Here is a 24,677-nt window from a genome sequence, read left to right as displayed (position 1 = left end):
GGCAATGCTCCGCGTGCTCACGGCCGGCGAATCCCACGGCCCCGAACTGGTCGCCATCATGGAGGGTCTCCCCGCCGGCGTGCCGATCTCGTCCGATGCCATCCGCGCCGACCTCGCGCGGCGCAAGCTCGGCTACGGCCGCGGCTCGCGCATGAAGTTCGAGGAGGACGAGCTCACGATCTCCTCCGGCGTGCGGCACGGCTTGACCCTCGGCAGCCCCATCGCCCTGCGCATCGGCAACACCGAATGGCCCAAGTGGGTCGAGGTGATGAACCCGGAGCCGACCGAACTGACCGAGAAGTCCCGCGGACGTGGCGCCGCCCTCACCCGCCCCCGGCCCGGTCACGCCGACCTCGTCGGCATGCAGAAGTACGACTTCGACGAAGCGCGTCCGATCCTCGAGCGCGCCAGCGCCCGTGAGACGGCGGCCCGCGTGGCGCTGGGCGCCCTGGCGCGCGCCTTCCTGTCGGAGCTCGGCATCCGCCTCGTCAGCCACACCCTCTCCATCGGTCCCATGCGCGTCCCCGAGGACGCATCCCTGCCCACCCCCGACGACGTCGACGTGCTCGACGCCGATCCGCTGCGCTGCTTCGACGCCGCCACCAGCGCCCGCATGGTCGCGGAGGTCGACGACGCACGCCGGGCCGGCGACACCCTCGGCGGTGTCGTCGAGGTGCTCGCATACGGCCTGCCGCCGGGGCTCGGTTCGCACGTGCACTGGGACCGCCGCCTGGACGGCAAGCTCGCGCAGGCGCTCATGAGCATCCAGGCGATCAAGGGCGTGGAGGTCGGCGACGGATTCGTCACGACCACGCGGCGCGGGTCGCAGGCCCACGACGAGCTGTTCGCGACGGCGGAGGGCATCGCCCGTGCGAGCGACCGCGCCGGCGGTACGGAGGGCGGTATGTCCACCGGGACCGTGCTGCGCGTGCGGGCAGGCATGAAGCCGATCGCGACCGTGCCGCATGCTCTGCGCACGATCGATGTCGCCACCGGAACAGCCGCCACCGCCCACCACCAGCGCTCCGATGTGTGCGCCGTGCCGGCGGCCGGCGTCGTGGCCGAGGCGATGACGGCGATCGTGCTGGCCGAGGCGGTGCTGGAGAAGTTCGGCGGCGACAGCGTCGGGGAGACCCGGCGCAACCTGCTGTCCTACCTCGACGCCCTCCCGGATGCGTTGCGCACGACGCCGGCCAGCGATGCGGCGGCGGCCGCCACCGATGCCGGCGTCTGACACCATCGCCCTCATCGGTCCGATGGGGGCGGGCAAATCCAGCGTGGGCCGCCGCGTCGCCAAGCAGCTGGGCGTGACCTTCACCGACACCGACGCCATCCTGGCCCGCACCCACGGTCCCATCCCCGACCTGTTCGCAGCGCACGGCGAAGAGGGCTTCCGCCGACTCGAGCGCGACGCGGTCCGCGAGGCGCTCCAGGGCGGCGGCGTCGTGTCGCTCGGCGGGGGCGCGGTGCTGCACCCCGACACCCGCGCCGACCTCGCGCCGGTGCGCGTCGTGCTCCTCACCGTCGACCCCGCCGTCGTGGCCGGCCGCATCCGCGGCGGATCCCGGCCGCTGCTGGCCGGCGAGGACGGCATGACGCGGTGGACCGAGATCTTCCAGGCCCGGCTGCCGATCTACGAGGCGCTGGCCGACGTGACCTTCGACACCTCCCGCGGCCCCCTGCGGGCCGTCGTGGATGCCGTGGCCCACTGGGCGCGCGCATCCGCACCGACCGGATCGAGCACCGCATGACCCTCTCCACCGTCACCGTCACCGTCACCGGAACGACCCCGTACGACGTCACCGTCGGGCGGGGTCTCCTCGGCAGCCTGGGCGAGTTCCTGCCCGCCGCCGCGCGCAAGGTCCTCATCGTGCACCCGCCGACGCTCGCCGAACGGGCAGAGGCGCTGCGGCAGTCACTCCTGACCGACCGCGAGGTGCTGCTGGCCGAGATCCCCGACGCCGAGCAGGGCAAGCGCGTGGAGGTGGCGGCGTTCTGCTGGCAGATCCTCGGGCAGGCGGACTTCACGCGGACCGACGCGGTCGTCGGATTCGGCGGGGGAGCGGTGACCGACCTCGCCGGCTTCGTCGCGGCCACATGGCTGCGCGGCGTGCCCGTGGTCCAGGTGCCCACCACAGTGCTCGGCATGGTCGACGCCGCCGTGGGGGGCAAGACGGGCATCAACACCGCCGAGGGGAAGAACCTCGTCGGCGCGTTCTGGCCCCCGCACGCGGTCGTGTGCGATCTGGACCTGCTCGACTCCCTGTCGCCCAACGAACGCGTCGCCGGCTATGCCGAGGTCGTCAAGGCCGGCTTCATCTGGCACCCCGAGATCCTGGACCTCATCGAGGCCGACCCGGTCGAGGTCGTGAACCCGCACAGCGACGCCTTCCGGCGCACGCTCGAGCTCGCCATCGACATGAAGGCGAGGGTCGTGAGCGAGGATCTGCGCGAGGCAGGCCTTCGCGAGGTTCTCAACTACGGCCACACCCTGGGACACGCCATCGAGCACGCCGAGCGCTATCGCTGGCGCCACGGCGCCGCCGTCTCGGTGGGCATGACCTTCGCCGCCGAGCTCTCCCGCCTTGCCGGGCGGCTGCCCGACGCCGTCGTGCAGCGCCACCGCGACATTCTCGGCGCACTGGGCCTGCCGATGACCTACCGCGCCGGTGCGTGGCCGCAGCTGCTGGCCACGATGCAGCGGGACAAGAAGAGCCGCGGGGGGATGCTGCGCTTCATTGTGCTCGACGACGTGGGCCGCCCGACGGTCCTGCAGGCTCCGGACGAGTCGCTCCTGTTCGCGGCCTACCAGGAAGTCGCCGGCTGATCCTCGCCTGCTCGCCGAAGGTTTAGGCTCGGATCATGGCGACGAAGCCCCCCACCCATGACATCGACGAGTCCGACGTCACGGTCGGCGCTCGCAAGCGCAAGGCCGTCGGCGTACCGGCCGTTCTGCACGCCCTCGACATCGCCGTGGACCAGATGGGCGTCACGCGCACGGCGCGGACCCTCATGCGGGTCAACCAGAAGGACGGTTTCGACTGCCCGGGATGCGCGTGGCCCGAAGAGGACAAGCGCCACCTGGCCGAGTTCTGCGAGAACGGCGCGAAGGCCGTGGCCGAGGAGGCCACCATCCGGCGCGTCCGCCCCGAGTTCTTCGCCGAGCACTCGCTCGCCGACCTGGCCGAGCACGACGATTGGTGGCTCGGCCAGCAGGGGCGTCTGACCCATCCGATGATGCTGGACGAGGGCGACACCCACTACCGGCCCATCTCGTGGGAGGACGCGCTCAGGACCGTGGCCGACGCGCTGCGCGAACTCGACGACCCGGACGAGGCGATCTTCTACACCTCGGGCCGAACCTCCAACGAGGCGGCGTTCCTATACCAGCTGCTCGTGCGCGGGCTGGGGACGAACAACCTGCCCGACTGCTCCAACATGTGCCACGAGTCCAGCGGCTCGGCTCTGGTGGAGACGATCGGCATCGGCAAGGGCACCGTCTCCCTCGAAGACATCCACCACGCCGACCTCCTGATCGTCGCCGGGCAGAACCCCGGCACCAACCATCCGCGCATGCTCAGTGCGCTGGAGAAGGCCAAGGGCAACGGCGCCACGATCGTCGCGGTCAACCCGCTCCCGGAGGCGGGTCTCCTGCGCTTCGAGAACCCGCAGACCCCGCGTGGCGTCATCCTGGGCGGCACGAAGCTCGCCGACGAGTTCGTCCAGATCCGCCTCGGCGGCGACCAGGCGCTCTTCCAGGCGATCGCCGCACATCTCCTGGAGGCCGAAGCCGCGGACGGCGGCGTGCTCGACACCGATTTCCTCGCGCGCCACACCAGCGGCTTCGAAGAGTTCCGCGACTCGATGCGCAACGCGCCGTGGGCGGAATTCGAGACGGCGACCGGGATCGCCGAGGCCGAGCTCCGCCGCATCGCCGAACTCGTCCGGACGTCCACATCCACCATCGTGTGCTGGGCCATGGGGCTCACGCAGCACAAGCACTCGGTGGCGACCCTGCGCGACGTCGTCAACATGCTCCTGCTGCAGGGCAACCTCGGGCGGCCCGGCGCGGGCGTGTGCCCCGTGCGCGGTCACTCGAACGTGCAGGGCGACCGGACGATGGGCATCTACGAGAAGCCGCACGAAGGTTTCCTCGCGTCCCTCGACGCAGAATTCGACTTCTACGCGCCCCGCAAGCACGGCTACGACACCGTCGAAGCCATCCGTGCCATGCGCGACGGCCGCGCACGCGTGTTCCTGGCGATGGGGGGCAACTTCGCCAGTGCGACGCCCGACACCCTGGTCACCGAGGCGGCACTGCGCAACGTCGACCTCACGGTGCAGGTGTCGACGAAGCTGAACCGGTCGCACGTAGTGACCGGGCGCCGCGCGCTCATCATCCCGACCCTGGGACGCACCGACCGGGATGTGCGCCGTGGCGGCGAGCAGCGCGTGACCGTCGAGGACTCCATGAGCGCCGTGCACGCCTCCCGCGGACGCCTCCGGCCGCCCGCCGACGACCTGATGTCGGAACCGGCGATCATCGCGCGCCTGTGCGAACTGGTCTTCGAAGGTCGCGAGGACTCCCCGAACGTTCCGCGGGCGGACTGGAAGCGACTGGGCGAGGACTACACGCTCATCCGTGACCACATCTCGCGCGTCGTCCCCGGTTTCTCCGACTACGAGCAGCGCATCGCCGGCGGCCGCACGTTCGTCCTGCCCAACGGACCCCGCGACGACCGCACGTTCGCCACGCCCGACGGCCTGGCCCACTTCACCGTCAACGAGCTCGAGTATCCCGTCATCCCGGAAGGGCGCCTGCTCCTGCAGACGCTGCGCTCGCACGATCAGTACAACACGACCATCTACGGCAAGGACGACCGCTACCGGGGCGTCTACGGCGGGCGCCGTGTCGTCTTCGTCAACCGTGACGACCTCGACGCCCAGAGAGTGGCGGACGGCGAGATCGTCGACCTCGTGTCGGAATGGACCGCGCGCGACGGTCGCGTCGAGGAACGGCGCGCGGAGAGCTTCCGCGTCGTGGCCTACGACACGCCCCGGGGCAACGCCGCCGCGTACTACCCCGAGACCAACGTGCTGGTCCCGCTGGATTCCACCGCCGACGGCAGCGGCACGCCCACGTCGAAGTCGGTGCTGGTGCGGATGGAGCGTCGCCAGGGCTGACCGCTCAGCGCCCGCCCCACCCCTCGGCGAGGGTCGTGATCGCCGCGACGGCGTCGCGGACCTGCTCCGGCGTTCCGCCGGCGCGTCCGGCAACGAGCCCCGCGACATACGCGCTGAAGGGCGCCGCCGGACGGGCCACCCCGTTGGCGACGTCGCGGGCGAGGTCGAGGATCAGCGCGATGGGCAGATCCTCCTCGGCGAGCCCGAAACGCTCCCGCAGGGCGCGGCCCCACTCCTCGAGGGCTTCAGGGGGCAGTGTGCGCGAGGAGTCCTCGGCCATGTTCGTCTCCTTCCGGGCGCCGAACCGCCGGCGCGCCTCGCGCAGATGATCCCACGTATCCACGTCCTCCGCCGCTGAAGCGGCACCCGGGCGCGGCGAGATGTCCAATCCCTCGTGCAGTGCGCGCGCGGGCGCATCGCGAACCCCGGCGCCGAGAGCCGCCACGCGGCGGCGCAGCGAAGAGGCACGGAACAGACCCGTGAGCCACTGCGCGCGGCCCTCCTCATCCCGCAGGCACGCCCCATCCGCGACGGGGACTTCGTCCGCCAGCGCCGCCACCGCCGGCCCCGGATGCATGAGGTCGGCGGGGAGGATCATGACCCATGGCGCGGTGGATTCCGCCAGCGCCGCAGCGACGCCCGCGACGGGACCCCCGAACGCGGGCACCTCCCGCACCCAGCGGACGTCGTCGACCCCGGCCACGGGCGGACCCGCCACGATGACCCGCGACGCCCCGGCGCCCCGAGCGGCCGCCACCGTGCGGCCCAGGAGCGAGCGTCCCCCCACCGTGAGCGCCGGCTTGGCCACCCCACCCATCCGGGCGGCGCGGCCCCCGGCCAGCACGACCGCATCGAACGAGAACTCCCCGCGCGCGCTCATGTCAGCAGCATGATCTCCACGCTGTCGCCAGGCTCGACCTTCTCGACCTCGGCGGGAACCACGGCGAACGCCTCCGCCCGGCCCAGCCCCCCGGCCAGATGCGAACGCGATCCGCCCGCGGTGGCCGGCTCCGCGGTCCACTCCGCCGGATCGGTGCGGTCGAGACGCACGGGCACGTACTGCCGGCGACCGGACGGCGTCCGCCAGCCGGCGGCAGCCCGCACGCGCAGCACCGGACGATGCACGTGAGAGCGCCGCTGCATCCGCAGCAGTGCCGGGCGCACGAAGACCTCGAACGACACCGCGACGCTCACCGGGTTTCCGGGGAGCCCGAAGAACAGCGCGCCGCCGGGCAGCACGCCGAAGCCCTGCGGTTTGCCCGGCTGCATCGCCACGGCCGAGAAGCGGATGTCTGCGGCGTCGCCGAGCGTGTTCTTGACGACCTCGAACGCCCCGGCGCTCACACCTCCGGAGGTGAGGACGACGTCGGCGCCGCGTTCGGCGGCCTGGGCGAGGGCGGAGCGGAACTCCTCCTCGTCGTCGCTCACGACACCGCGCAGCACGACCTCGGCGTCGGCCTCGGTCACGAGGGCGGCGAGGAGGGTCGCGTTGGATTCGGGGATCTGTCCCCGCCGAAGCGGCTCCCCGGGGGCGACGAGTTCGTCACCGGTGGAGAAGACCGCCACGCGCGGCGTACGAGTCGCCGAGACGACGGAGACCCCGGCCGCCGCGGCCGCCGCGAGCTGCCACGCTCCCAGGCGCGCGCCGGCGGGGAGGACGACATCGCCGCGGACGGCGTCTTCGCCGCGGCGCCGGATGTGCGCTCCACGGCCGGAGGGGGCGGCGATGACGGTGACCGTCTGCAGCGAGTCGGCAAGGCCGTCGCGGGTGTCCTCGAACGGGACGATCGCGTCGGCGTCAGCGGGGACGGGGGCGCCGGTCATGATGCGCGCGGCCTCGCCCGGTGCCAGCGGAGGATCCAGGTCCGAACCGGCGGGGACGTCGGCGACCACGCGCAGTGCGACCGGCGCATCCGCCCGTGCGGCCTCGACGTCGTCGTAGCGGACCGCGAAGCCGTCCATGGCGGAGTTGTCCCACACCGGGATGTCCACTGCGGCGGCGACGTCGGCGGCGAGGGTGCGGCCGGCGGCCTCGGCCAGGGGCAGGTCGACCGGAGGCAGCATCCGCACCGCTGCGACGACGTCGGCCCACTGCTCCTCGACGGTGCGCACCATCCCGCCACACTATCCGCCCGGCGTCCCGCGCCCCGCACCCTCGGCCGCCGTCGCCCGGCTGCGCCGCCCGCCGCTGCCCGAACTCCTCACATCCGGGCCGGACCCCGCCCACACACCCCCTTCCGCCGCCCAACTGCTCGAGTTTTGCGGAGTTCGGGCGGGGGAGAGGCCGCCCCGGCGGCACGGCGCACCGACCTCCCGTCCACGCCCGGCCGACCGAACTCCGCAAGAACGCACCCGACGGGGCCGAAACACCCGGCTTCGCGCGCCGGGCGGATCGGTTTTGCGGAGTTCGGGCGGGCCCGGCGGCGGAGCGACGAGGCTAGGCTCGGAAGACATCGCCATCGGAGGCTGAGATGGGACGCATCACGGTACGCAAGCCGATCCTCACGCTGAGCGTGGACGGCACGCAGCGCCGACGACCCGACACCCTCGCCGTCGAGGAGCCGCTGGAGATCCGCGTCGGCGGCTCGCCGCTGGCCGTCACGATGCGCACCCCGGGTCACGACGTGGAGCTGGCCGCCGGCTTCCTGGTGTCGGAGGGAGTCATCTCCCGCGGAGACGAGTTCGCCGGCGCCATCCACTGCGGAGGACCGGGCACCGGGGGAGTGGAGAACACGTACAACGTGCTCGACGTCACGCTCGCCCCCGGCGTCACGCCGCCTTCTCCCGACATCGCGCGGTCGTTCTACACGACCAGTTCGTGCGGCGTGTGCGGCAAGGCGTCGATCGACGCGGTGGAGACCGTGTCGGCGTACGACGTCTCCGGTGACCACGCGCACATCGACCTGTCGGTGCTGGCCGGTCTTCCCGACGCGCTCCGTGCGCAGCAGGCCGTGTTCGACAAGACCGGCGGGCTGCACGCGGCCGGACTCTTCGACGCGGCCACGGGCGAGCTGCTCGTCCTGCGCGAAGACGTCGGGCGACACAACGCCGTCGACAAGGTGGTGGGATGGGCCGCACTCTCGCACCGCCTCCCACTGCGCGGCACCGTGCTGCAGGTGTCGGGACGAGCGAGCTTCGAGCTCGTCCAGAAGGCCGCGATGGCCGGCATTCCCGTCCTCGCCGCCGTGTCGGCACCGTCCTCCCTGGCCGTCGACCTGGCCGCATCCCGGGGCCTGACCCTCGTCGGGTTCTCGCGCGGCCAGACGCTCAACGTCTACACCCGCGCCGACCGCGTGATCACCGCATCCGACGCCCCGGCCGCCGACCGGCTCGCTGGTAGTGTGCAGGCGTGACGACGAGCCACCGCCTGCTGCTGGTCAACGGTCCCAACCTCAACCTCCTGGGCACGCGCGAGCCGCACATCTACGGCACCGACACCCTCGCCGACGTCGAGCGCGTCACGACCGAGGCCGCCGCCGCGCGCGGATTCGCGGTCCGGGCGGTCCAGAGCAACCACGAAGGCGTGCTGATCGACGCGATCCACGACGCGCGCGAGGATTGTGCCGGCATCGTCATCAACGCGGGGGCGTACACGCACACCTCCGTGGCGCTGCGTGACGCGCTGTCGGCGGTCGCTCTGCCCGTCGCCGAGGTGCACATCTCCGACCTGTCGGCGCGGGAGCCGTTCCGCCAGCACTCCTACATCGCGGATGTCGCCGTCGTGCACGTCGTGGGCGAGGGTGTGCCCGGGTACGCGCGAGCCGTGGCGCTGCTGTGCGACGTCATCACCGGGCAGGCCGACGGCTGACCTCCAGCGGGCCACGCGTCATCGCGTAGAATGCTGAGCCGGGCCGCGTCCGGCCCCCTCCCCGACGAACGGACCCTCTTCGCCCATGGCTTCCACCGCAGACATCAAGAACGGCGTCGTCCTCAGGATCGACGGTCAGCTCTGGAGCGTCGTGGAGTTTCAGCACGTCAAGCCCGGCAAGGGCGGCGCGTTCGTGCGTACGAAGCTCAAGAACGTCGTGACGGGTAAGACCGTGGACCGCACGTACAACGCCGGCACCAAGATCGACATCGAGAACGTCGACCGCCGCGACTTCACGTACCTGTACAACGACGGCGACAGCTACGTCTTCATGGACACCGCCGATTACGATCAGCTCTCCGTTCCCGCTTCCGTCGTGGGGGATGCCGCGAACTTCCTGCTGGAGAACCAGCAGGTGCAGATCGCCCTCAACAACGAGAATCCGCTGTACGTCGAGCTGCCCGCATCCGTCGTGCTGGAGATCACCTACACCGAGCCGGGCCTGCAGGGCGACCGCTCGTCGGCGGGCACGAAGCCGGCCACGGTGGAGACCGGATACGAGATCCAGGTGCCGCTGTTCCTGGAGACCGGCACGAAGGTCAAGGTCGACACCCGCACGGGCGACTACCTCGGCCGCGTCAACTGACGCGTGAGCGCTCGCACCAAGGCGCGCAAACGCGCCCTCGACATCCTTTTCTCCGCCGATGTGCGCGGAGAGGACATCTCCACCGTGCTGGCCGCCGAGGCCAAGCGCGCCGCGAACGAACCGGCACGCGAGTCGTCCTGGCTCTACGCCCGCGAGATCGTCGACGGAGTGATCGACAACCACGACGACATCGACGAGCAGATCACCACGTTCGCGAAGGACTGGAGCCTCGCGCGCATGCCGGCCGTGGACCGCGCCCTGCTGCGGATCGGCACGTGGGAGATCCTCTACAACGACGAGGTCCCCGTCGCCGTCGCGATCGACGAGGCGGTGGAGCTGGCCAAGGAGTTCTCCACCGACGACTCCGGCGCCTTCGTCCACGGCGTGCTGGCGCGGATCTCGCGCGGCAGCTGACCCGGCGGCCGGCTGGGGTGTCGCACGTGCCCAGGAGGATGCGGCGATGTCGTCCTGGCGCGCGCTGATCCCGGCTTCCGAAGACCCCGCCGCCACGCCCCTGGGCCTGGGGATCGAGCTGCGCCAGCGCGACGCGTACGACCCCGGCCGGTGGGAGCCCCGCGCGGTCGCGGCGGTCACCCCGCGCGCCCTCGCCCGCCGTCAGGGCGACCTGTCGATCGCCATGCGGCCGCTCGTACCGGGGGCGCGCGGCGGATGGATCAGGGGCGACGTGTCGTGGGACGCGATCCGCCGCTTTCCCGAGCGCTACCGGGCCGCGCACGCGCGGTGGTTCACCGAACTGATCGGGATCGCCTCCGCTCCCCGCATCGCCGGGAGCTTCTCGCCCGGCCCCGAGTGGATCACGCTGGACACGGCGTCGTCGGCGCACGTGTGGCCGCATCTTGCCGCCGCCGCCGCGCTCGGGATCCCCGTCGTGGCCGCCCACACGCAGCAGGAGGTCTCCCTCGCCGCCGCCGCCCGCGTCGGCGTGACGCTGCACCCGGAGCCCGGCGGCGGCCTGCGGGTGAGCGCCACCGTGCAGATCGACGGGACGGATGCGGCGGCCGAGTGGGTGCGCCCGATCGGGACGAGCGGCCTGTACGCCTTCGCCCTGCACCGCGACCCGATCCCCGTCGTACTGGCTCCCGCCGATCTGCCCGACCCGGTCCCGGCGCTCCTGGGATCGGCGGGTCTCCTCGTGCCCGCCGGCGAAAAGGCGGAGTTCCTCGACCGGCTGTACCCCGTGCTGGCCCGGCGGACCGCCGTCACCGCCGCCGAGGGGCTCGTGCTGCCGGCGCCGGAGCGACCGTCCCTGCGGGTGGCGGTGGAGTTCCGGCCTTCGCACACCGTCCGCTACGACATGACGTGGGTGCACCCCGGCCGTCCGCCGGTCCCCTTCAGCAGCCGTGACCTCGACGGGCCGGAGGCCGACCTCGCCGAGCGCGTGCGAGCGGCGTGGGCGCACGCGACGTCGTCGCCGTTCGCCTCCGCCGCCACCGTCCGGGACCTGGATGCGGCGGAGTTCTCCGCGCGCGTCCTCCCGGCCCTGGAAGCCCTCCCGCGCGTACGCGTGGAGATCACGGGCGAGCGGCCCGAGTACCGCGAGCTCACCGGAGATCCCGCCATCACGATCACCGCCGTGGAGAGCCCCGACCCGGACTGGTTCGATCTCGGCGTCCTCGTCGTGGTCGAGGGGCGCACGATCCCCTTCGGCCCGCTGTTCACGGCGCTCGCGCGGGGACGCGCGCGCATGATGCTCTCCGACGGCGCGTACTTCTCCCTCGCCCACCCCGCGCTCGACCGGCTCAAGGAACTGCTGGAGGAGGCCGCATCCCTCGCCGAGTGGGAGACGGGGCCCCGCATCGCCCGCACGCAGGTGAGCCTGTGGACCGAGTTCGAGGATCTCGCCGACCGGGCCGAACCAGCTATGGCCTGGCGGGCGACGGTCGCCGGCCTCCGCGACACCGACGCGATCGAGCCGCCACCGCCACCGCCGGCCCTGCGGGCGCAGCTGCGCCCCTACCAGGAGGCCGGGTTCTCCTGGCTGGCGTTCCTGTGGCGGCACGGGCTCGGCGGCATCCTCGCCGACGACATGGGACTGGGAAAGACGCTGCAGACCCTCGCGCTGGTCGCCCATGCCCGGACCGAGGGCGAGCGGCGGCCGTTCCTCGTCGTTGCGCCCACCTCGGTGCTGGCCACGTGGGCCGAAGAAGCGGCGCGGTTCCTGCCGGAGCTGGTCGTGCGCACCGTCGATGCCACCGGTGGGCGCTCGCGCACGTCCCTCGCCCAGGCGGCGGCCGAGGCCGACCTCGTCGTCACGTCCTACGCGGTGCTGCGGCTGGATGCAGCGGCGTTCACGGCGCACGAGTGGGCGGGCGTCCTCCTGGACGAGGCCCAGTTCGCCAAGAACCCGCGGACCAAGCTGCACCAGGCCGTCGCGGGGCTTCACCGCGGCATGACGGTCGCGATCACCGGAACGCCGCTGGAGAACAGCCTCACCGATCTGTGGGCCCTGCTCTCCCTCACCGCACCGGGGCTCTTCCCCTCCGCGCGGCGGTTCCGCGAGGAATACATCCGCCCCATCGAACAAGCCCCCGCTGCCGCGAACACGCCGGTCGCCACCGACGCAGCCGCCCGCCACCGGGCCCGGCGCGTGGAGCGCCTGCGCCGCCGCATCCGCCCGTTCGTGCTGCGGCGCACGAAGGAGCTCGTCGCCCCCGAGCTGCCGCCGCGGCAGGAGCAGGACGTGCATGTCGAACTCGCGCCCGCGCACCGGGCCCGGTACGACGCCGTGCTGCAGCGCGAGCGGCGCAAGGTGCTCGGGCTCCTGGACGACCTCGACCGCCACCGCATGGTGGTCTTCCGCTCGCTCACCCTCCTGCGCCTGCTGAGCCTCGCCCCCGCGCTCGTGTCGCCCGAGGACGCCCACCTCGGCTCGGCCAAGCTCGACGCGCTGCTGGACCGGCTCACCGAGGTCGCCGCGGAGGGACACCGGGCGCTCGTGTTCAGTCAGTTCACGTCGTTCCTGGCCCTCGCCGCCGCGCGCCTGGATGCCGCCGGCATCGCGTACGCCTCCCTCGACGGGTCCACCGCCGATCGTGCGGGCGTCGTCGAGGGATTCCGCCGGGGGGATGCCACGGCCTTCCTGATCAGCCTCAAGGCCGGGGGGTTCGGCCTCACCCTCACCGAGGCCGACTACGTCTTCATCCTCGACCCGTGGTGGAACCCCGCCGCCGAGGCGCAGGCCGTGGACCGCACCCACCGCATCGGGCAGACCCGGAGCGTGTTCGTCTACCGGCTGCTGTCGGCGGGCACGATCGAGGAGAAGGTCGCCGCGCTGCAGCAGCGCAAGTCGGAGCTGTTCCGCTCCGTCCTGGACGACGGCGACCCGTTCTCCGGCGCGCTGGGGGCCGATGACATCCGCGGTCTCCTCGCGCCCTGACCCGGGTTTTGCCCGGCCCCGTCCACCCTCCGCCCAGGGAGGGCTCGCATAGAATCGGAGCCGTTCCACAGGGAGGGAAGTCATGCGCATCACCGGCCTCGGCCATGCGGGCATGTTCATCGAAACGACCGGCGGCAGCATCCTCTGCGACCCGGTCCTCGGCCCGAGCTTCTTCGGGTCGTGGTTCCCCTTCCCCGACAACCGCGGGCTGGACTGGGAGCGGTTCGGAGCGGCGGATTTCCTCTACATCTCCCACCGCCACCGCGACCACTTCGACCCGGCGCTGCTGGAGCGCTACGTGTCGAAGGACATCCGCGTGCTGCTGCCGGATTACCCCACCGACGACCTCGAGAACGATCTGCGCGGGCTCGGGTACGACAACATCGTCTACACCCGCACGGGTGAGGTCCTGGAGTACGGCGACCTCAAGCTGATGGTCACGCCGCTGCGGGCCCCCAGCGACGGGCCGATCGGCGACTCGTCGCTCTCGGTCGACGACGGCACCGCCAGCATCCTGAACCAGAACGACTCCCACCCCCTCGACCTCGACAAGCTGCTGAGCTTCAGCAAGCCGGATGCGTACTTCACGCAGGTCTCCGGCGCGATCTGGTGGCCGATGGTCTACGACCTGCCGCAGGAGGCGAAGCAGAACTTCGCCCAGCTCAAGCGCGACGCGCAGAACAAGCGCGCCATGTACTACATCGAGAAGGTCGACGCCGCGCACGTGTTCCCCATGGCGGGGCCGCCGATGTTCCTGCGCGAGGAGCTGTTCCGCTACAACGGCCTCGGGCTCGAGAACGACTCGATCTTCACCGATCAGCGTCAGTTCCTCGAGCACATGGCGCAGGTGCGTCCCGAGCAGAAGGGGCACCTGTTCCTCCCCGGCACGCAGGTGGACGTCCACGGCAGCACGGTGGAGGTCACCCAGACCCTCTACAGCGAGGCGGAGATCGAGCGGGTCTTCGGCGACAAGTGGGCCTACCTCGCCGAGCAGCGCGACACGCGCCAGGACGAGATCCGCGCCGAGGAGGCCTCCCGCGCGGACGTGCTGGCGCCGGCGGAGATGCTCGCGGCGATCAAGGAGTGGTGGGAGCCGCTGCTGCGCCGCGCCCGCACGGTGCGCAACGGCGTCGGCGGCAACGTCCGCTTCCGCATCGGCGACCTCGACATGGTCGTCGACTTCCCCAAGGCCAAGGTGCGCGAGTACGCGGGGGAGGAGTGCATCTACTGGTACACGATCCCCGCCGACCTGGTGTCCACGAACATCCGCGATCACGAGATCGACTGGTCGAACTCGATCTTCCTCTCGATGCAGTTCGAGGTCGGCCGCAGCGGCAAGTTCAACGAGTTCCTCACCACGTTCCTCAAGTGCCTTTCGCGCGACCGCATCGAGTACGTGGAGAACTGGTACGCCGAGCAGTCCGACCAGACCGAGGACATCCAGCTCGACGACTGGATCGTGCAGCGCCGATGCCCGCACCTGCGGGCGGATCTGTCCAAGACCGGCAAGATCGAGGACGGCGTGCTCACGTGCAGCCTCCACGACTGGAAGTGGGACCTGACCTCGGGCCGCTGCCTCACGACGCAGGGCCACCCCATCCGCTCCGCCCAGGCCGACCCGGCCGCCGCCGCCCCCGCCGCCTGACCCGCGCCCGCCCGCCCCCGCATCCGCAACCCGCGAGACTGCGCGCAGCCGACGAGACCGCGACATAAGGCCGCGGTCTCGTCGGGTGCGTGCAGTCTCGCGGAGGCGGGGAGGCGGGGAGGCGGCGCAGAGGGGGCACGGTAGGGTGGGAGCACCAAGCAACCTTTAACACCGTCCCGTGAGGCGGAGAAGGGAGCGGCGGATGAGCACGCGCACCGTGCTGCATGAGGCCGACATCGCCCGAGCACTGACCCGGATCTCCCACGAGATCCTCGAGTCCAACAAGGGCCCCGACGGCCTCGTCCTGCTGGGGATCCCCACGCGCGGCGTGCCGCTGGCTCAGCGCATCGCGAACCTCGTCGGCGAGTTCGCCGGCGTGCAGGTGCCGGTCGGATCGCTGGACGTGACGATGTACCGCGACGACCTGCACCGGAACCCCACGCGCGCCCCGCATCCCACCCAGATCCCGCCCGGCGGCATCGACGGCAAGGTCGTCGTGCTCGTGGACGACGTGCTGTTCTCCGGCCGCAGCATCCGCGCCGCCCTCGACGCGCTGCAGGACATCGGCCGCCCCACCGCCGTGCGCCTGGCGACGCTGGTGGACCGCGGGCACCGCGAGCTCCCGATCCGCCCCGACTTCGTCGGCAAGAACCTGCCGAGCTCGCGCGAGGAGCGCGTGTTCGTCCGCCTCGCCGAGACCGACGGCGAAGAGGCCGTCACGATCGAGGGGCGCTGACGGATGCGGCATCTCCTGGACACCCGGACCCTCACCTACGACGAGGCGCTGCGCATCCTCGACGTCGCCGAAGACATGTCCGACACGCAGCGCCGCGAAGTGCGCAAGCTCCCGACCCTCCGCGGCAAGACGGTCGTGAACCTGTTCTTCGAAGACTCCACGCGCACCCGCATCTCCTTCGAAGCCGCCGCCAAGCGCCTCTCCGCCGACGTCATCAACTTCTCCGCCAAGGGCTCGAGCGTGTCGAAGGGGGAGTCGCTGCAGGACACCGCCCAGACGCTCCAGGCGATGGGGGCGGATGCGGTCGTCATCCGTCACGGCGCCTCCGGCGCGCCGCGCACCCTCGCCACGAGCGGCTGGATCAGCGCGGGCGTGGTCAACGCCGGTGACGGGACGCATGCGCACCCCACGCAGGCACTGCTGGACGCCTTCACCATCCGCAAGCGCACGCACGGCGACGCCAGCCGCGGGCGCGACCTCGAGGGCCTCCGCGTCACGATCGTCGGCGACGTGCTGCACTCGCGCGTGGCCCGCTCGAACGTGTGGCTGCTCACGACGCTCGGGGCCGAGGTCACCCTCGTCGCACCGCCCACCCTCGTTCCGCAGGACGTCTCCCTGTGGCCGGTCCGCGTGATGTACGACCTGGACGACGCGATCGCCGCCGCTCCCGACGCCCTCATGATGCTGCGCATCCAGCTCGAGCGCATGAATGCGGCGTATTTCCCGACTGAGCGGGAGTATTCCCGCCGGTGGGGGCTGGACGCGCGGCGGTTGGCGTCGCTGCCGGCGGGTAGCATTGTCATGCACCCCGGACCGATGAACCGGGGTCTGGAGATCTCCGCCGAAGCCGCCGATTCCGATCGCTCGACGGTGCTCGAGCAGGTCGCGAACGGCGTGTCCGTGCGGATGGCCGTGCTGTACCTGCTGCTTGCGGGGGAGCGCGCCGCAAGCGAACGAGAGGACGACCGATGACCGAGACCTTCGTCCTCACCGGCGCCGCGATCGAAGGCGGCGGAACCGCCGACATCGTGATCGCCGACGGCGTGATCACCGACGTCGGCGCGGGCCTCAGCCGCGCCGGCGCCACCGTGATCGACGCCGACGGGCTCATCGCCCTTCCCGGCCTCGTCGATCTGCACACCCACCTGCGCGAACCCGGGTACGAGGCATCCGAGACGATCCTCAGCGGCTCGCGCGCCGCCGCGGCGGGCGGGTTCACGACGGTCTTCGCGATGCCGAACACCTCTCCCGTGGCCGACACCGCCGGCGTCGTGGAGCAGGAGCTCGCCCTCGGCGAAGCGGCCGGCTACGTGTCGGTGCAGCCGATCGGTGCGGTGACGGTGGGCCAGAAGGGCGAGCGCCTGGCGGAACTGGGCGCCATGGCCGACTCCCGTGCGCGCGTCCGCGTCTTCAGCGACGACGGGTTCTGCGTGTGGGATCCGCTCATCATGCGACGCGCCCTGGAGTACGTGAAGGCCTTCGACGGCGTCATCGCCCAGCACGCGCAGGATCCCCGCCTGACCGAGGGCGCCCAGATGAACGAGGGCTCGGTCTCGGCCGAACTCGGCCTGACCGGATGGCCCGCAGTGGCCGAGGAGTCGATCATCGCGCGCGACGTGCTGCTGGCCGAGCATGTCGGCTCCCGGCTGCACGTGTGCCACCTCTCCACCGCCGGGTCGGTCGACATCATCCGGTGGGCCAAGCGGCGCGGCGTGGACGTCACCGCGGAGGTGACGCCGCACCACCTGCTCCTCACCGAGGAGCTCGCGCGCGGCTACGACCCGCACTTCAAGGTGAACCCGCCGCTGCGCCGCGAGGAGGACGTGCTCGCCGTGCGCGAGGGGCTCGCCGACGGCACCATCGACATCGTCGCCACCGATCACGCGCCCCATCCCGCCGAGGCGAAGGCGTGCGAGTGGCCCGCCGCCGCCAACGGCATGGTGGGCCTGGAAAGCGCCCTGCGCGTCGTGCAGCTGGCGATGGTCGACACCGGGATGCTGGGGTGGGCCGACGTGGCGCGCGTCATGTCGCGCACCCCGGCGCGCATCGGCCGCCGCGCCGACGCGGGGACACCGCTGACGGCCGGGCAGCCCGCCTCGCTGACGCTGTACGACCCGCGTCCGCGGCGCGCGTTCGGCCGCGACGACCTCCACGGACGCAGCGTCAATTCGCCCTACCTCGGCCGGGAGCTGCCGGGCGAGGTGCGCTGGACCTTCCACGCCGGCACCCCCACGGTCGCCGACGGCGCGCTGCTGGAGACGCCGGGGGTGCGCGGATGAGCCGCGAAGCCGCCCTGGGCGTCATGATCGGCGTCGCCGTCGTCGCGCTCGCGCTGCTGGCGTGGGCGTGGATGCGGCGGACGCGCCGCGACGCGGGATACGCAGCCCCGATCGGCGAGGCCCCCGCCGACGCCGCCGTGCGTGCCGTCTTCCCCGGTCTGTACGTCGCCACGACCCGCCACGAGGAGCCGCTCGAGCGACTCGCGATCCGTGGCCTCGGCTTCCGCTCACGCGTGCAGGTCACCGTCACCGACGCCGGCGTCGTCCTCGATCTGCCCGGTCAGCCGCGCATGTTCCTCGCCACCGACCGGCTCGTGGACGCCGCGCAGGCCACCGTCGCGATCGACCGCGTCGTCGAGCGCGACGGCCTCGCCCGAGTGTCGTGGCGCATCGACGCCGACACCGTCGTGGACACCTACCTCCGTCCGCAGGATGCGTCCGCACGCGCCCTCGCCGACGCCATCCGCCCCCTTCTGCCGACAGGAAACGCATGAACCCCGGTCTTTCCACAGATCCCGCCGTCCTGGTGCTCGAGGACGGCAGCCGCTATCCCGGCCGCGCCTACGGCGCCCGCGGCACGACCCTCGGCGAGGTCGTCTTCGCCACCGGCATGACCGGCTACCAAGAGACGCTCACCGACCCCTCCTACGCCGGCCAGATCGTGCTGCAGACGGCGCCGCACATCGGCAACACCGGAATGAACACCGAAGACACCGAGTCGCGCCGCATCTGGGTGTCGGGCTACATCGTGCGCGACCCCTCCCGCGTCGTGTCGAACTGGCGCGCCGAGGAGTCGCTCGACGACGCCCTCGTGGCCGACGGCGTGGTGGGCATCAGCGGCATCGACACGCGCTCGGTGACCCGCCGCATCCGCTCCAGCGGCAGCATGCGCGGCGGCATCTTCTCCGGCGACGCCGTGGACATCGACCCGGAGGAGCAGCTGCGCATCGTGCAGGAGGCCCCCGAGATGTCGGGACGCAACCTGTCGGCGGAGGTCTCGGTCGCCGCCGCGGAGGTCACGCCCGCCCGCGGCGAGCGGATCGGCAACCTCGCGGTGCTCGACCTGGGCGTCAAGCAGGCCACGATCGAGAACCTCGCCGACCGCGGGTTCGACGTGCACGTCCTCCCGCAGGACGTCACGATCGACGACATCCGCGCGATCGATCCGGTCGCGGTGTTCTACTCCAACGGCCCCGGCGACCCCGCCGCCTCCGATGACCACGTCGAACTTCTGCGCGCCGTGCTGGATGACCGCCTGCCGTTCTTCGGCATCTGCTTCGGCAACCAGCTCCTCGGCCGCGCGCTCGGCTTCGGCACGTACAAGCTCCCCTTCGGCCACCGCGGCATCAACCAGCCGGTGATGGACCGGACGACCGGGCGGGTGGAGATCACCGCGCACAACCACGGCTTCGCCGTGGACGCGCCGCTGGACGGTGCCACCGAGAGCCCGTCGGGGTACGGCCGCGTCGAGGTGAGCCACGTGGGACTGAACGACCAGGTCGTCGAGGGCCTGCGCGCCCTGGACATCCCCGCCTTCTCGGTGCAGTACCACCCGGAGGCCGCCGCCGGCCCCCACGACGCCAACTACCTCTTCGACCGCTTCCGCGACATGGTGCTCGCCGCCCGCAGCGGCGCTGACCAGAAGGACAACGACTGATGCCCAAGCGCGACGACATCCGCTCCGTCCTCGTCATCGGCTCCGGCCCGATCGTCATCGGGCAGGCCGCCGAGTTCGACTACTCCGGGACGCAGGCCTGCCGCGTGCTGCGCGAAGAGGGCGTACGCGTCATCCTGGTCAACCCGAACCCGGCGACGATCATGACCGACCCCGACTTCGCCGACGCCACCTACATCGAGCCGATCACGCCCGAGGTGATCGAGACGATCCTGCTCAAGGAGAAGCCCGACGCGATCCTGCCGACCCTCGGCGGGCAGACGGCGCTGAACGCGGCGATGGCCCTGCACGACCGCGGCATCCTGGACAAGTACGGCGTCGAGCTCATCGGCGCCAAGGTCGACGCCATCCGCAAGGGGGAGGACCGCCAGGTCTTCAAGGAGCTCGTGATCGAGGCCGGCGCCGAAGTCGCCGCCTCCCGCATCTGCCACACGATGGACGAGGTGCTCGCCGGCGCCGCTGAGCTCGGCTACCCGCTCGTGGTGCGGCCCTCGTTCACGATGGGGGGCCTCGGATCCGGCTTCGCCTACGACGAGAAGGACCTGCGCCGCATCGCCGGGGCGGGCCTCCACGACTCGCCGACCTCGGAGGTGCTCCTGGAGGAGTCGATCCTCGGCTGGAAGGAGTACGAGCTCGAGCTCATGCGCGACACCGCCGACAACACCGTCGTGGTGTGCTCCATCGAGAACGTCGACCCCGTCGGCGTGCACACGGGCGATTCCATCACCGTCGCGCCGGCGCTGACCCTCACCGACCGCGAGTACCAGAAGATGCGCGACATCGGCATCGACATCATCCGCGCCGTGGGCGTGGACACCGGCGGCTGCAACATCCAGTTCGCCGTCGATCCTGCCAGCGGCCGCATCATCGTCATCGAGATGAACCCGCGCGTGTCGCGCTCCTCGGCGCTGGCGTCCAAGGCGACGGGCTTCCCGATCGCCAAGATCGCCGCGAAGCTCGCGATCGGCTACCGCCTGGACGAGATCCCCAACGACATCACCAAGGTCACCCCGGCCAGCTTCGAGCCGACCCTGGACTATGTCGTGGTGAAGGTGCCGCGGTTCAACTTCGAGAAGTTCCCCGCCGCCGACACGACCCTCACGACGACCATGAAATCCGTCGGCGAAGCCATGGCGATCGGGCGCAACTACACCACGGCGCTGCAGAAGGCGCTGCGCTCGCTCGAGAAGCGCGGATCCAGCTTCCACTGGGGCGAGGAGCCCCGTTCGGTCGAAGAGCTCCTGGAGATCGCGAAGACCCCCACCGACGGCCGCATCGTCGTGCTGCAGCAGGCGCTGCGCAAGGGCGCGACCGTGGAGCAGGCGTTCGAGGCCACGGCGATCGACCCGTGGTTCCTCGACCAGATGGTGCTCATCAACGAGGTCGCGGAGCTCGTCCGGACGGCCGGCGAGCTGGATGCGGCGACACTGCGCCTGGCCAAGGAGCACGGGTTCAGCGACGCCCAGATCGCCCAGCTGCGCGGGGACGACGAGGCGGAGGTGCGCGGCGTGCGCACAGCCCTCGGCATCCGCCCCGTGTACAAGACCGTCGACACGTGCGCGGGGGAGTTCCCCGCCCTCACGCCGTACCACTACTCCAGCTACGACTTCGAGACCGAGGTCGAAGCCTCCGACCGGACGAAGGTCGTCATCATCGGGTCGGGCCCCAACCGCATCGGGCAGGGCGTGGAGTTCGACTACTCGTGCGTGCACGCGTCGTTCGCGCTGTCGGACGCCGGGTTCGAGACGATCATGGTCAACTGCAACCCCGAGACCGTGTCCACCGACTACGACACCTCCGACCGGCTCTACTTCGAGCCCCTCACGCTCGAGGACGTGCTGGAGATCCTGCACGCCGAATCGGCGTCGGGGGAGATCCTCGGGGTCGTCTGCCAGCTCGGCGGGCAGACCCCGCTGGGCCTGGCGAAGGGCATCGAGGCCGCCGGCTACCGCATCCTCGGCACGAGCCCTGCCGCCATCGACCTCGCCGAGGAGCGCGAGCTGTTCTCGCGCCTGCTGGATGAGGCGGGCCTGATCGCGCCGCGCAGCGGCACGGCGACCGACGTCGACGGGGCCGTGGCGGTCGCCGAAGAGGTCGGCTACCCCGTGCTGGTGCGGCCGAGCTTCGTCCTCGGCGGACGCGGCATGGAGATCGTCTACGACACCCCGAGCCTGCGCGACTACTTCGTGCGGATCGCCGACCAGGCCATCATCGGTCCCGGGATGCCGCTGCTGGTGGACCGTTTCCTCGACGATGCGATCGAGCTCGACGTCGACGCGCTGTACGACGGCCGGGAGCTGTACGTCGGCGGGGTCATGGAGCACCTCGAGGAGGCCGGCATCCACTCCGGCGACTCCAGCTGCACGCTGCCGCCCATCTCCCTCGGGCGATCCGAGATCGACCGCGTCCGCACGGCGACGCTCGCCATCGCGGAGGGCGTGGGCGTGCGCGGACTGCTCAACGTGCAGTTCGCCATCTCGGCGGGCGTGCTCTACGTGATCGAGGCCAACCCCCGCGCGAGCCGCACCGTCCCGTTCGTGTCGAAGGCACTCGGCATCCCGCTGGCCAAGGCCGCCGCCCGGATCATGGCCGGCTCCACCATCGCGGAGCTGAAGGGCGAGGGACTCCTCCCGCCGCAGGACGGCTCGCGCGTGCCCCTGGACGCGCCGGTCGCGGTGAAGGAGGCAGTACTGCCGTTCAAGCGCTTCCGCACGAAGGACGGCCAGACCGTGGACTCGGTGCTGGGCCCGGAGATGCGCTCGACAGGCGAGGTGATGGGCATCGACCGTGACTTCCCGACGGCCTTCGCCAAGAGCCAGGAGGCCGCGTACGGCGGCATGCCGCTGTCGGGCACGGTCTTCATCTCCGTCGCCGACGCCGACAAGCGCGCGGTCATCCTCCCCGCCCACCGCCTGCAGGAGCTCGGGTTCTCGCTCGTGGCCACCGAGGGCACGGCGGAGATCCTCGCGCGCAACGGCATCGAGGTGCGCCTGGTCAACAAGTTCTCCGCGACTCAGGAATCGGGGGAGACGAACATCGTCGACCTGATCAACGCCGGCGAGATCGACATGGTCGTCAACACCCCCAGCGGCGGGCTGGCGCGCGCCGACGGGTACGAGATCCGTGCCGCCGCCGTCGCCGCCGACAAGGCGCTGTTCACGACCATGGCGGTGCTCGGCGCGGCCGTCAGCGCCCTGGGCGTGCTGCGCGAGGGCTTCCGCGTGCGGAGCCTCCAGGAGTACGCGGCCGACCGGGCGGGCCGCGGATGAGCGTGAGCTTCGGCGAGCGGCTGCAGCGCGCACACGACGCGTACGGGCCGCTGTGCGTGGGCATCGACCCGCACGAGCATCTGCTCGCGCAGTGGGGGATGGATGCCACGGCCGCGTCCGCCCGCGACTTCGGGCTGCGCGTGATCGAGGCCGCGGCCGGTCGCGTCGGCGTCGTCAAACCGCAGGTGGCCTTCTTCGAGCGATACGGGGCGGCCGGCTTCGCGGCGCTGGAGGATGTGCTGCGCGCCGGCCGGGAAGCGGGGCTCCTCGTCATCGCCGACGCCAAGCGCGGCGACATCGGCTCGACGATGGACGGGTACGCGGCGGCGTGGCTCACCTCCGGTGCCCCGCTGGAGGCGGACGCCCTGACGGTCACCCCCTATGTCGGGGTCGAAGCGCTCGAGGGCACCCTGCACCAGGCGCTCCGCGCGGGCAAGGGCGTGTTCGTCCTGGCCGCCACGAGCAATCCGGAAGCCCGTGAACTGCAGCGCGCCGACGTGGACGACGACACCGTGGCCGCCCTCGTGGTCGACCAGGTGACCGCGTTCAACGCCGCCACCACCGGCGAAGGCCGGTGGGGGAGCGTGGGCGTCGTGATCGGCGCCACCGTCGACCTCGTCGCGGCAGGACTCGGCCTGCGCACCGAGGATCCCGTCGCCCCGATCCTCGCGCCGGGATTCGGCGCGCAGGGCGCCCAGCCGCGCGATCTGCGGGTGCGGTTCGGTGCGCGCGCGGGCGCCGTTCTGGCCAGCGAGAGCCGCAGCATCCTTTCCGCCGGTGCAGACGGCCTCGCCGCCCGCATCGACGAGCGCTCCGCGCTGTACCGGGAGGCCACCGATGACTGAAGCACGCCGACCGCCCGAGGTCGACCGCGCCGCCGCCTCACGGCGCGCCGTGGCCGCGCGCCGTGAGCGCGCCGCCCTCAAGCGTGACGTCTCGACACGCGTGATCACGCCGCAGGAGCTGCTGCGCCGTGCGCTGGCCGACCCGGAGTCGCCGGCGGGGGCGATGCGGATGCCGGAGTTCCTCACTGCGATCCCGGCCATCGGAGAGGGCAAGCGCGACCGCATCCTGACCGACCTGGCCATCTCGCCCGTCAAGCGACTGGGGGGCCTGGGGGCGCGCCAGCGGCGCGACCTGATGGAGTTCCTCGACCGGCGCTGGCCCGAACCGCAGCCGCGCGCGGGCCGCAGCCGCCTGGTCGTGCTCGCCGGGCCGACCGCCGTGGGCAAGGGCACGGTCGCCGCCTACATCAAGGAGCACCACCCCGAGATCCGCCTGTCGGTGTCGGCGACGACCCGTCCGCCGCGGCCGGGGGAGGTCGAGGGCGAGCACTACTACTTCGTCGACGACGCCGAGTTCGACCGGCTCGTGGAATCGGGCGCGCTGCTGGAGCACGCGACCGTGCACAACCGCTACCGGTACGGCACGCCGCGCGCGCCCCTGGAGAAGGTGCTCGCCGAGGGCGGCACGGCACTGCTGGAAATCGATCTGCAGGGCGCTCGGCAGGTGCGCGCGGCGGATCCGTCCGCGACGCTGGTGTTCCTGCTGCCCCCGAGCTGGGACGAACTGGTCGATCGCCTCGTCGGTCGCGGCACCGAGGATGCGGAGGAGCGGGCGCGGCGCCTGCGGACGGCGCGCTCCGAACTCGCCGCGCAGAACGAGTTCGACTACCGGGTGGTCAACGACGACGTCGCCACGGCGGCGGAAGAGGTCGTGGCCCTGGCCCGCTGACCGTCGGCAGCGCGCGCACCGGCTGGGTGCGCCGTTCCGGGGAGGGGCGGATGCGGCGGCAGGGCCGGGGGAGCAGGCATCCGATGTTCGCCCCGCCCCTGACCGCGACCGGCCCGCCACCGCGGCGGGCCTGCGCCCGGTCGAGCGCCGGCTCCACGGCCGCCGCATCCGCCCGATTCAGGAGGATCGCCGGAAACAGGACGTTTCCGCGCGGATCGTCCTGTTTCGGGCATTTCTCCTGTTCTGGGGAGGGGCGGATGCGGCGGCAGGAGGGGCGGATGCGGCGGCAGGGGCGGCGGATGTC

20 protein-coding genes are annotated in these 24,677 nt (G+C 71.8%); 18 read left to right on the top strand and 2 right to left on the bottom strand.

Annotated features, from left to right (window positions below; all coding sequences use genetic code 11):
- Positions 1-4 precede the first annotated feature (4 nt).
- Genes aroC through F6J85_RS08415 form a run of 4 tightly spaced genes read left to right on the top strand, consistent with a single transcriptional unit; the run spans position 5 to position 5,184 of the window.
- Complete coding sequence (gene aroC, locus F6J85_RS08430; RefSeq protein ID WP_150924614.1) at positions 5-1,234, top strand: chorismate synthase; 1,230 nt, start codon at positions 5-7, stop codon at positions 1,232-1,234.
- Positions 1,221-1,751 carry a shikimate kinase gene (locus tag F6J85_RS08425; RefSeq protein WP_150924613.1) on the top strand — a complete coding sequence of 177 codons (531 nt, stop codon included), beginning with the start codon at positions 1,221-1,223 and terminating at the stop codon, positions 1,749-1,751. The genes aroC and F6J85_RS08425 overlap by 14 nt, the downstream gene beginning before the upstream one ends.
- Complete coding sequence (aroB, locus tag F6J85_RS08420; protein WP_150924612.1) at positions 1,748-2,827, top strand: 3-dehydroquinate synthase; 1,080 nt, start codon at positions 1,748-1,750, stop codon at positions 2,825-2,827. The genes F6J85_RS08425 and aroB overlap by 4 nt, the downstream gene beginning before the upstream one ends.
- Before the next feature lie 35 nt (positions 2,828-2,862).
- Positions 2,863-5,184 (top strand): FdhF/YdeP family oxidoreductase, encoded by a 2,322-nt coding sequence (locus tag F6J85_RS08415; RefSeq protein ID WP_150924611.1) that lies wholly within the window; start codon positions 2,863-2,865, stop codon positions 5,182-5,184.
- A gap of 4 nt (positions 5,185-5,188) precedes the next feature.
- Here F6J85_RS08415 and F6J85_RS08410 read toward each other — a convergent pair whose 3' ends face one another.
- Both F6J85_RS08410 and F6J85_RS08405 read right to left on the bottom strand, forming a co-directional pair.
- Entirely contained in the window at positions 5,189-6,064 is an 876-nt protein-coding gene (locus F6J85_RS08410; protein ID WP_150924610.1) for an NTP transferase domain-containing protein, read from the bottom strand.
- Positions 6,061-7,299 (bottom strand): molybdopterin molybdotransferase MoeA, encoded by a 1,239-nt coding sequence (locus tag F6J85_RS08405; protein ID WP_150924609.1) that lies wholly within the window; start codon positions 7,297-7,299, stop codon positions 6,061-6,063. The genes F6J85_RS08410 and F6J85_RS08405 overlap by 4 nt, the downstream gene beginning before the upstream one ends.
- A 356-nt stretch (positions 7,300-7,655) precedes the next feature.
- Here F6J85_RS08405 and fdhD point away from each other — a divergent pair, with 356 nt between their 5' ends.
- The 14 genes from fdhD to gmk all read left to right on the top strand — a co-directional run bounded on the left by fdhD (position 7,656) and on the right by gmk (position 24,373).
- Positions 7,656-8,537: a formate dehydrogenase accessory sulfurtransferase FdhD gene (gene fdhD, locus F6J85_RS08400; protein WP_150924608.1), complete on the top strand. Its 882-nt coding sequence runs from the start codon at positions 7,656-7,658 to the stop codon at positions 8,535-8,537.
- Positions 8,534-8,992, top strand: a complete 459-nt coding sequence (gene aroQ / locus F6J85_RS08395) for a type II 3-dehydroquinate dehydratase (protein ID WP_150924607.1) — start codon at positions 8,534-8,536, stop codon at positions 8,990-8,992. The genes fdhD and aroQ overlap by 4 nt, the downstream gene beginning before the upstream one ends.
- Before the next feature lie 85 nt (positions 8,993-9,077).
- Complete coding sequence (gene efp, locus F6J85_RS08390; protein ID WP_150920304.1) at positions 9,078-9,638, top strand: elongation factor P; 561 nt, start codon at positions 9,078-9,080, stop codon at positions 9,636-9,638.
- A 3-nt stretch (positions 9,639-9,641) separates the two neighbouring features.
- Positions 9,642-10,052, top strand: a complete 411-nt coding sequence (gene nusB / locus F6J85_RS08385; protein ID WP_150920305.1) for a transcription antitermination factor NusB — start codon at positions 9,642-9,644, stop codon at positions 10,050-10,052.
- A 46-nt stretch (positions 10,053-10,098) separates the two neighbouring features.
- Positions 10,099-13,035 carry a DEAD/DEAH box helicase gene (locus tag F6J85_RS08380; RefSeq protein WP_150924606.1) on the top strand — a complete coding sequence of 979 codons (2,937 nt, stop codon included), beginning with the start codon at positions 10,099-10,101 and terminating at the stop codon, positions 13,033-13,035.
- An 82-nt stretch (positions 13,036-13,117) separates the two neighbouring features.
- Positions 13,118-14,680, top strand: coding sequence for a Rieske 2Fe-2S domain-containing protein (locus F6J85_RS08375; protein WP_150924605.1), 1,563 nt, complete (start codon positions 13,118-13,120; stop codon positions 14,678-14,680).
- Between the two features lie 202 nt (positions 14,681-14,882).
- Positions 14,883-15,416 carry a bifunctional pyr operon transcriptional regulator/uracil phosphoribosyltransferase PyrR gene (pyrR, locus tag F6J85_RS08370; protein WP_150920308.1) on the top strand — a complete coding sequence of 178 codons (534 nt, stop codon included), beginning with the start codon at positions 14,883-14,885 and terminating at the stop codon, positions 15,414-15,416.
- A gap of 3 nt (positions 15,417-15,419) precedes the next feature.
- Positions 15,420-16,388: an aspartate carbamoyltransferase catalytic subunit gene (locus F6J85_RS08365; RefSeq protein ID WP_150920309.1), complete on the top strand. Its 969-nt coding sequence runs from the start codon at positions 15,420-15,422 to the stop codon at positions 16,386-16,388.
- On the top strand, positions 16,385-17,695 hold the full coding sequence (locus F6J85_RS08360; RefSeq protein ID WP_150924604.1) for a dihydroorotase: 1,311 nt from the start codon (positions 16,385-16,387) through the stop codon (positions 17,693-17,695). Before F6J85_RS08365 ends, F6J85_RS08360 begins: the two co-directional genes overlap by 4 nt.
- Positions 17,692-18,189: a PH-like domain-containing protein gene (locus F6J85_RS08355; RefSeq protein ID WP_150924603.1), complete on the top strand. Its 498-nt coding sequence runs from the start codon at positions 17,692-17,694 to the stop codon at positions 18,187-18,189. Before F6J85_RS08360 ends, F6J85_RS08355 begins: the two co-directional genes overlap by 4 nt.
- Entirely contained in the window at positions 18,186-19,352 is a 1,167-nt protein-coding gene (gene carA, locus F6J85_RS08350) for a glutamine-hydrolyzing carbamoyl-phosphate synthase small subunit (RefSeq protein WP_150924602.1), read from the top strand. The genes F6J85_RS08355 and carA overlap by 4 nt, the downstream gene beginning before the upstream one ends.
- Positions 19,352-22,639 carry a carbamoyl-phosphate synthase large subunit gene (carB, locus tag F6J85_RS08345; RefSeq protein ID WP_150924601.1) on the top strand — a complete coding sequence of 1,096 codons (3,288 nt, stop codon included), beginning with the start codon at positions 19,352-19,354 and terminating at the stop codon, positions 22,637-22,639. The genes carA and carB overlap by 1 nt, the downstream gene beginning before the upstream one ends.
- The gene (gene pyrF, locus F6J85_RS08340; protein WP_150924600.1) at positions 22,636-23,484 is read left to right on the top strand and encodes an orotidine-5'-phosphate decarboxylase; all 849 of its coding nucleotides are present in this window, start codon (positions 22,636-22,638) and stop codon (positions 23,482-23,484) included. The genes carB and pyrF overlap by 4 nt, the downstream gene beginning before the upstream one ends.
- Positions 23,477-24,373 carry a guanylate kinase gene (gene gmk, locus F6J85_RS08335; protein ID WP_150924599.1) on the top strand — a complete coding sequence of 299 codons (897 nt, stop codon included), beginning with the start codon at positions 23,477-23,479 and terminating at the stop codon, positions 24,371-24,373. Before pyrF ends, gmk begins: the two co-directional genes overlap by 8 nt.
- Positions 24,374-24,677: the final 304 nt, after the last annotated feature.

The sequence above is a fragment of the Microbacterium lushaniae genome (assembly GCF_008727775.1).
Classification (GTDB): Bacteria; Actinomycetota; Actinomycetes; order Actinomycetales; family Microbacteriaceae; genus Microbacterium; species Microbacterium lushaniae.
Note: the sequence above shows the minus strand (reverse complement) of the source record. Positions and strands in the feature narration are given on the sequence as shown.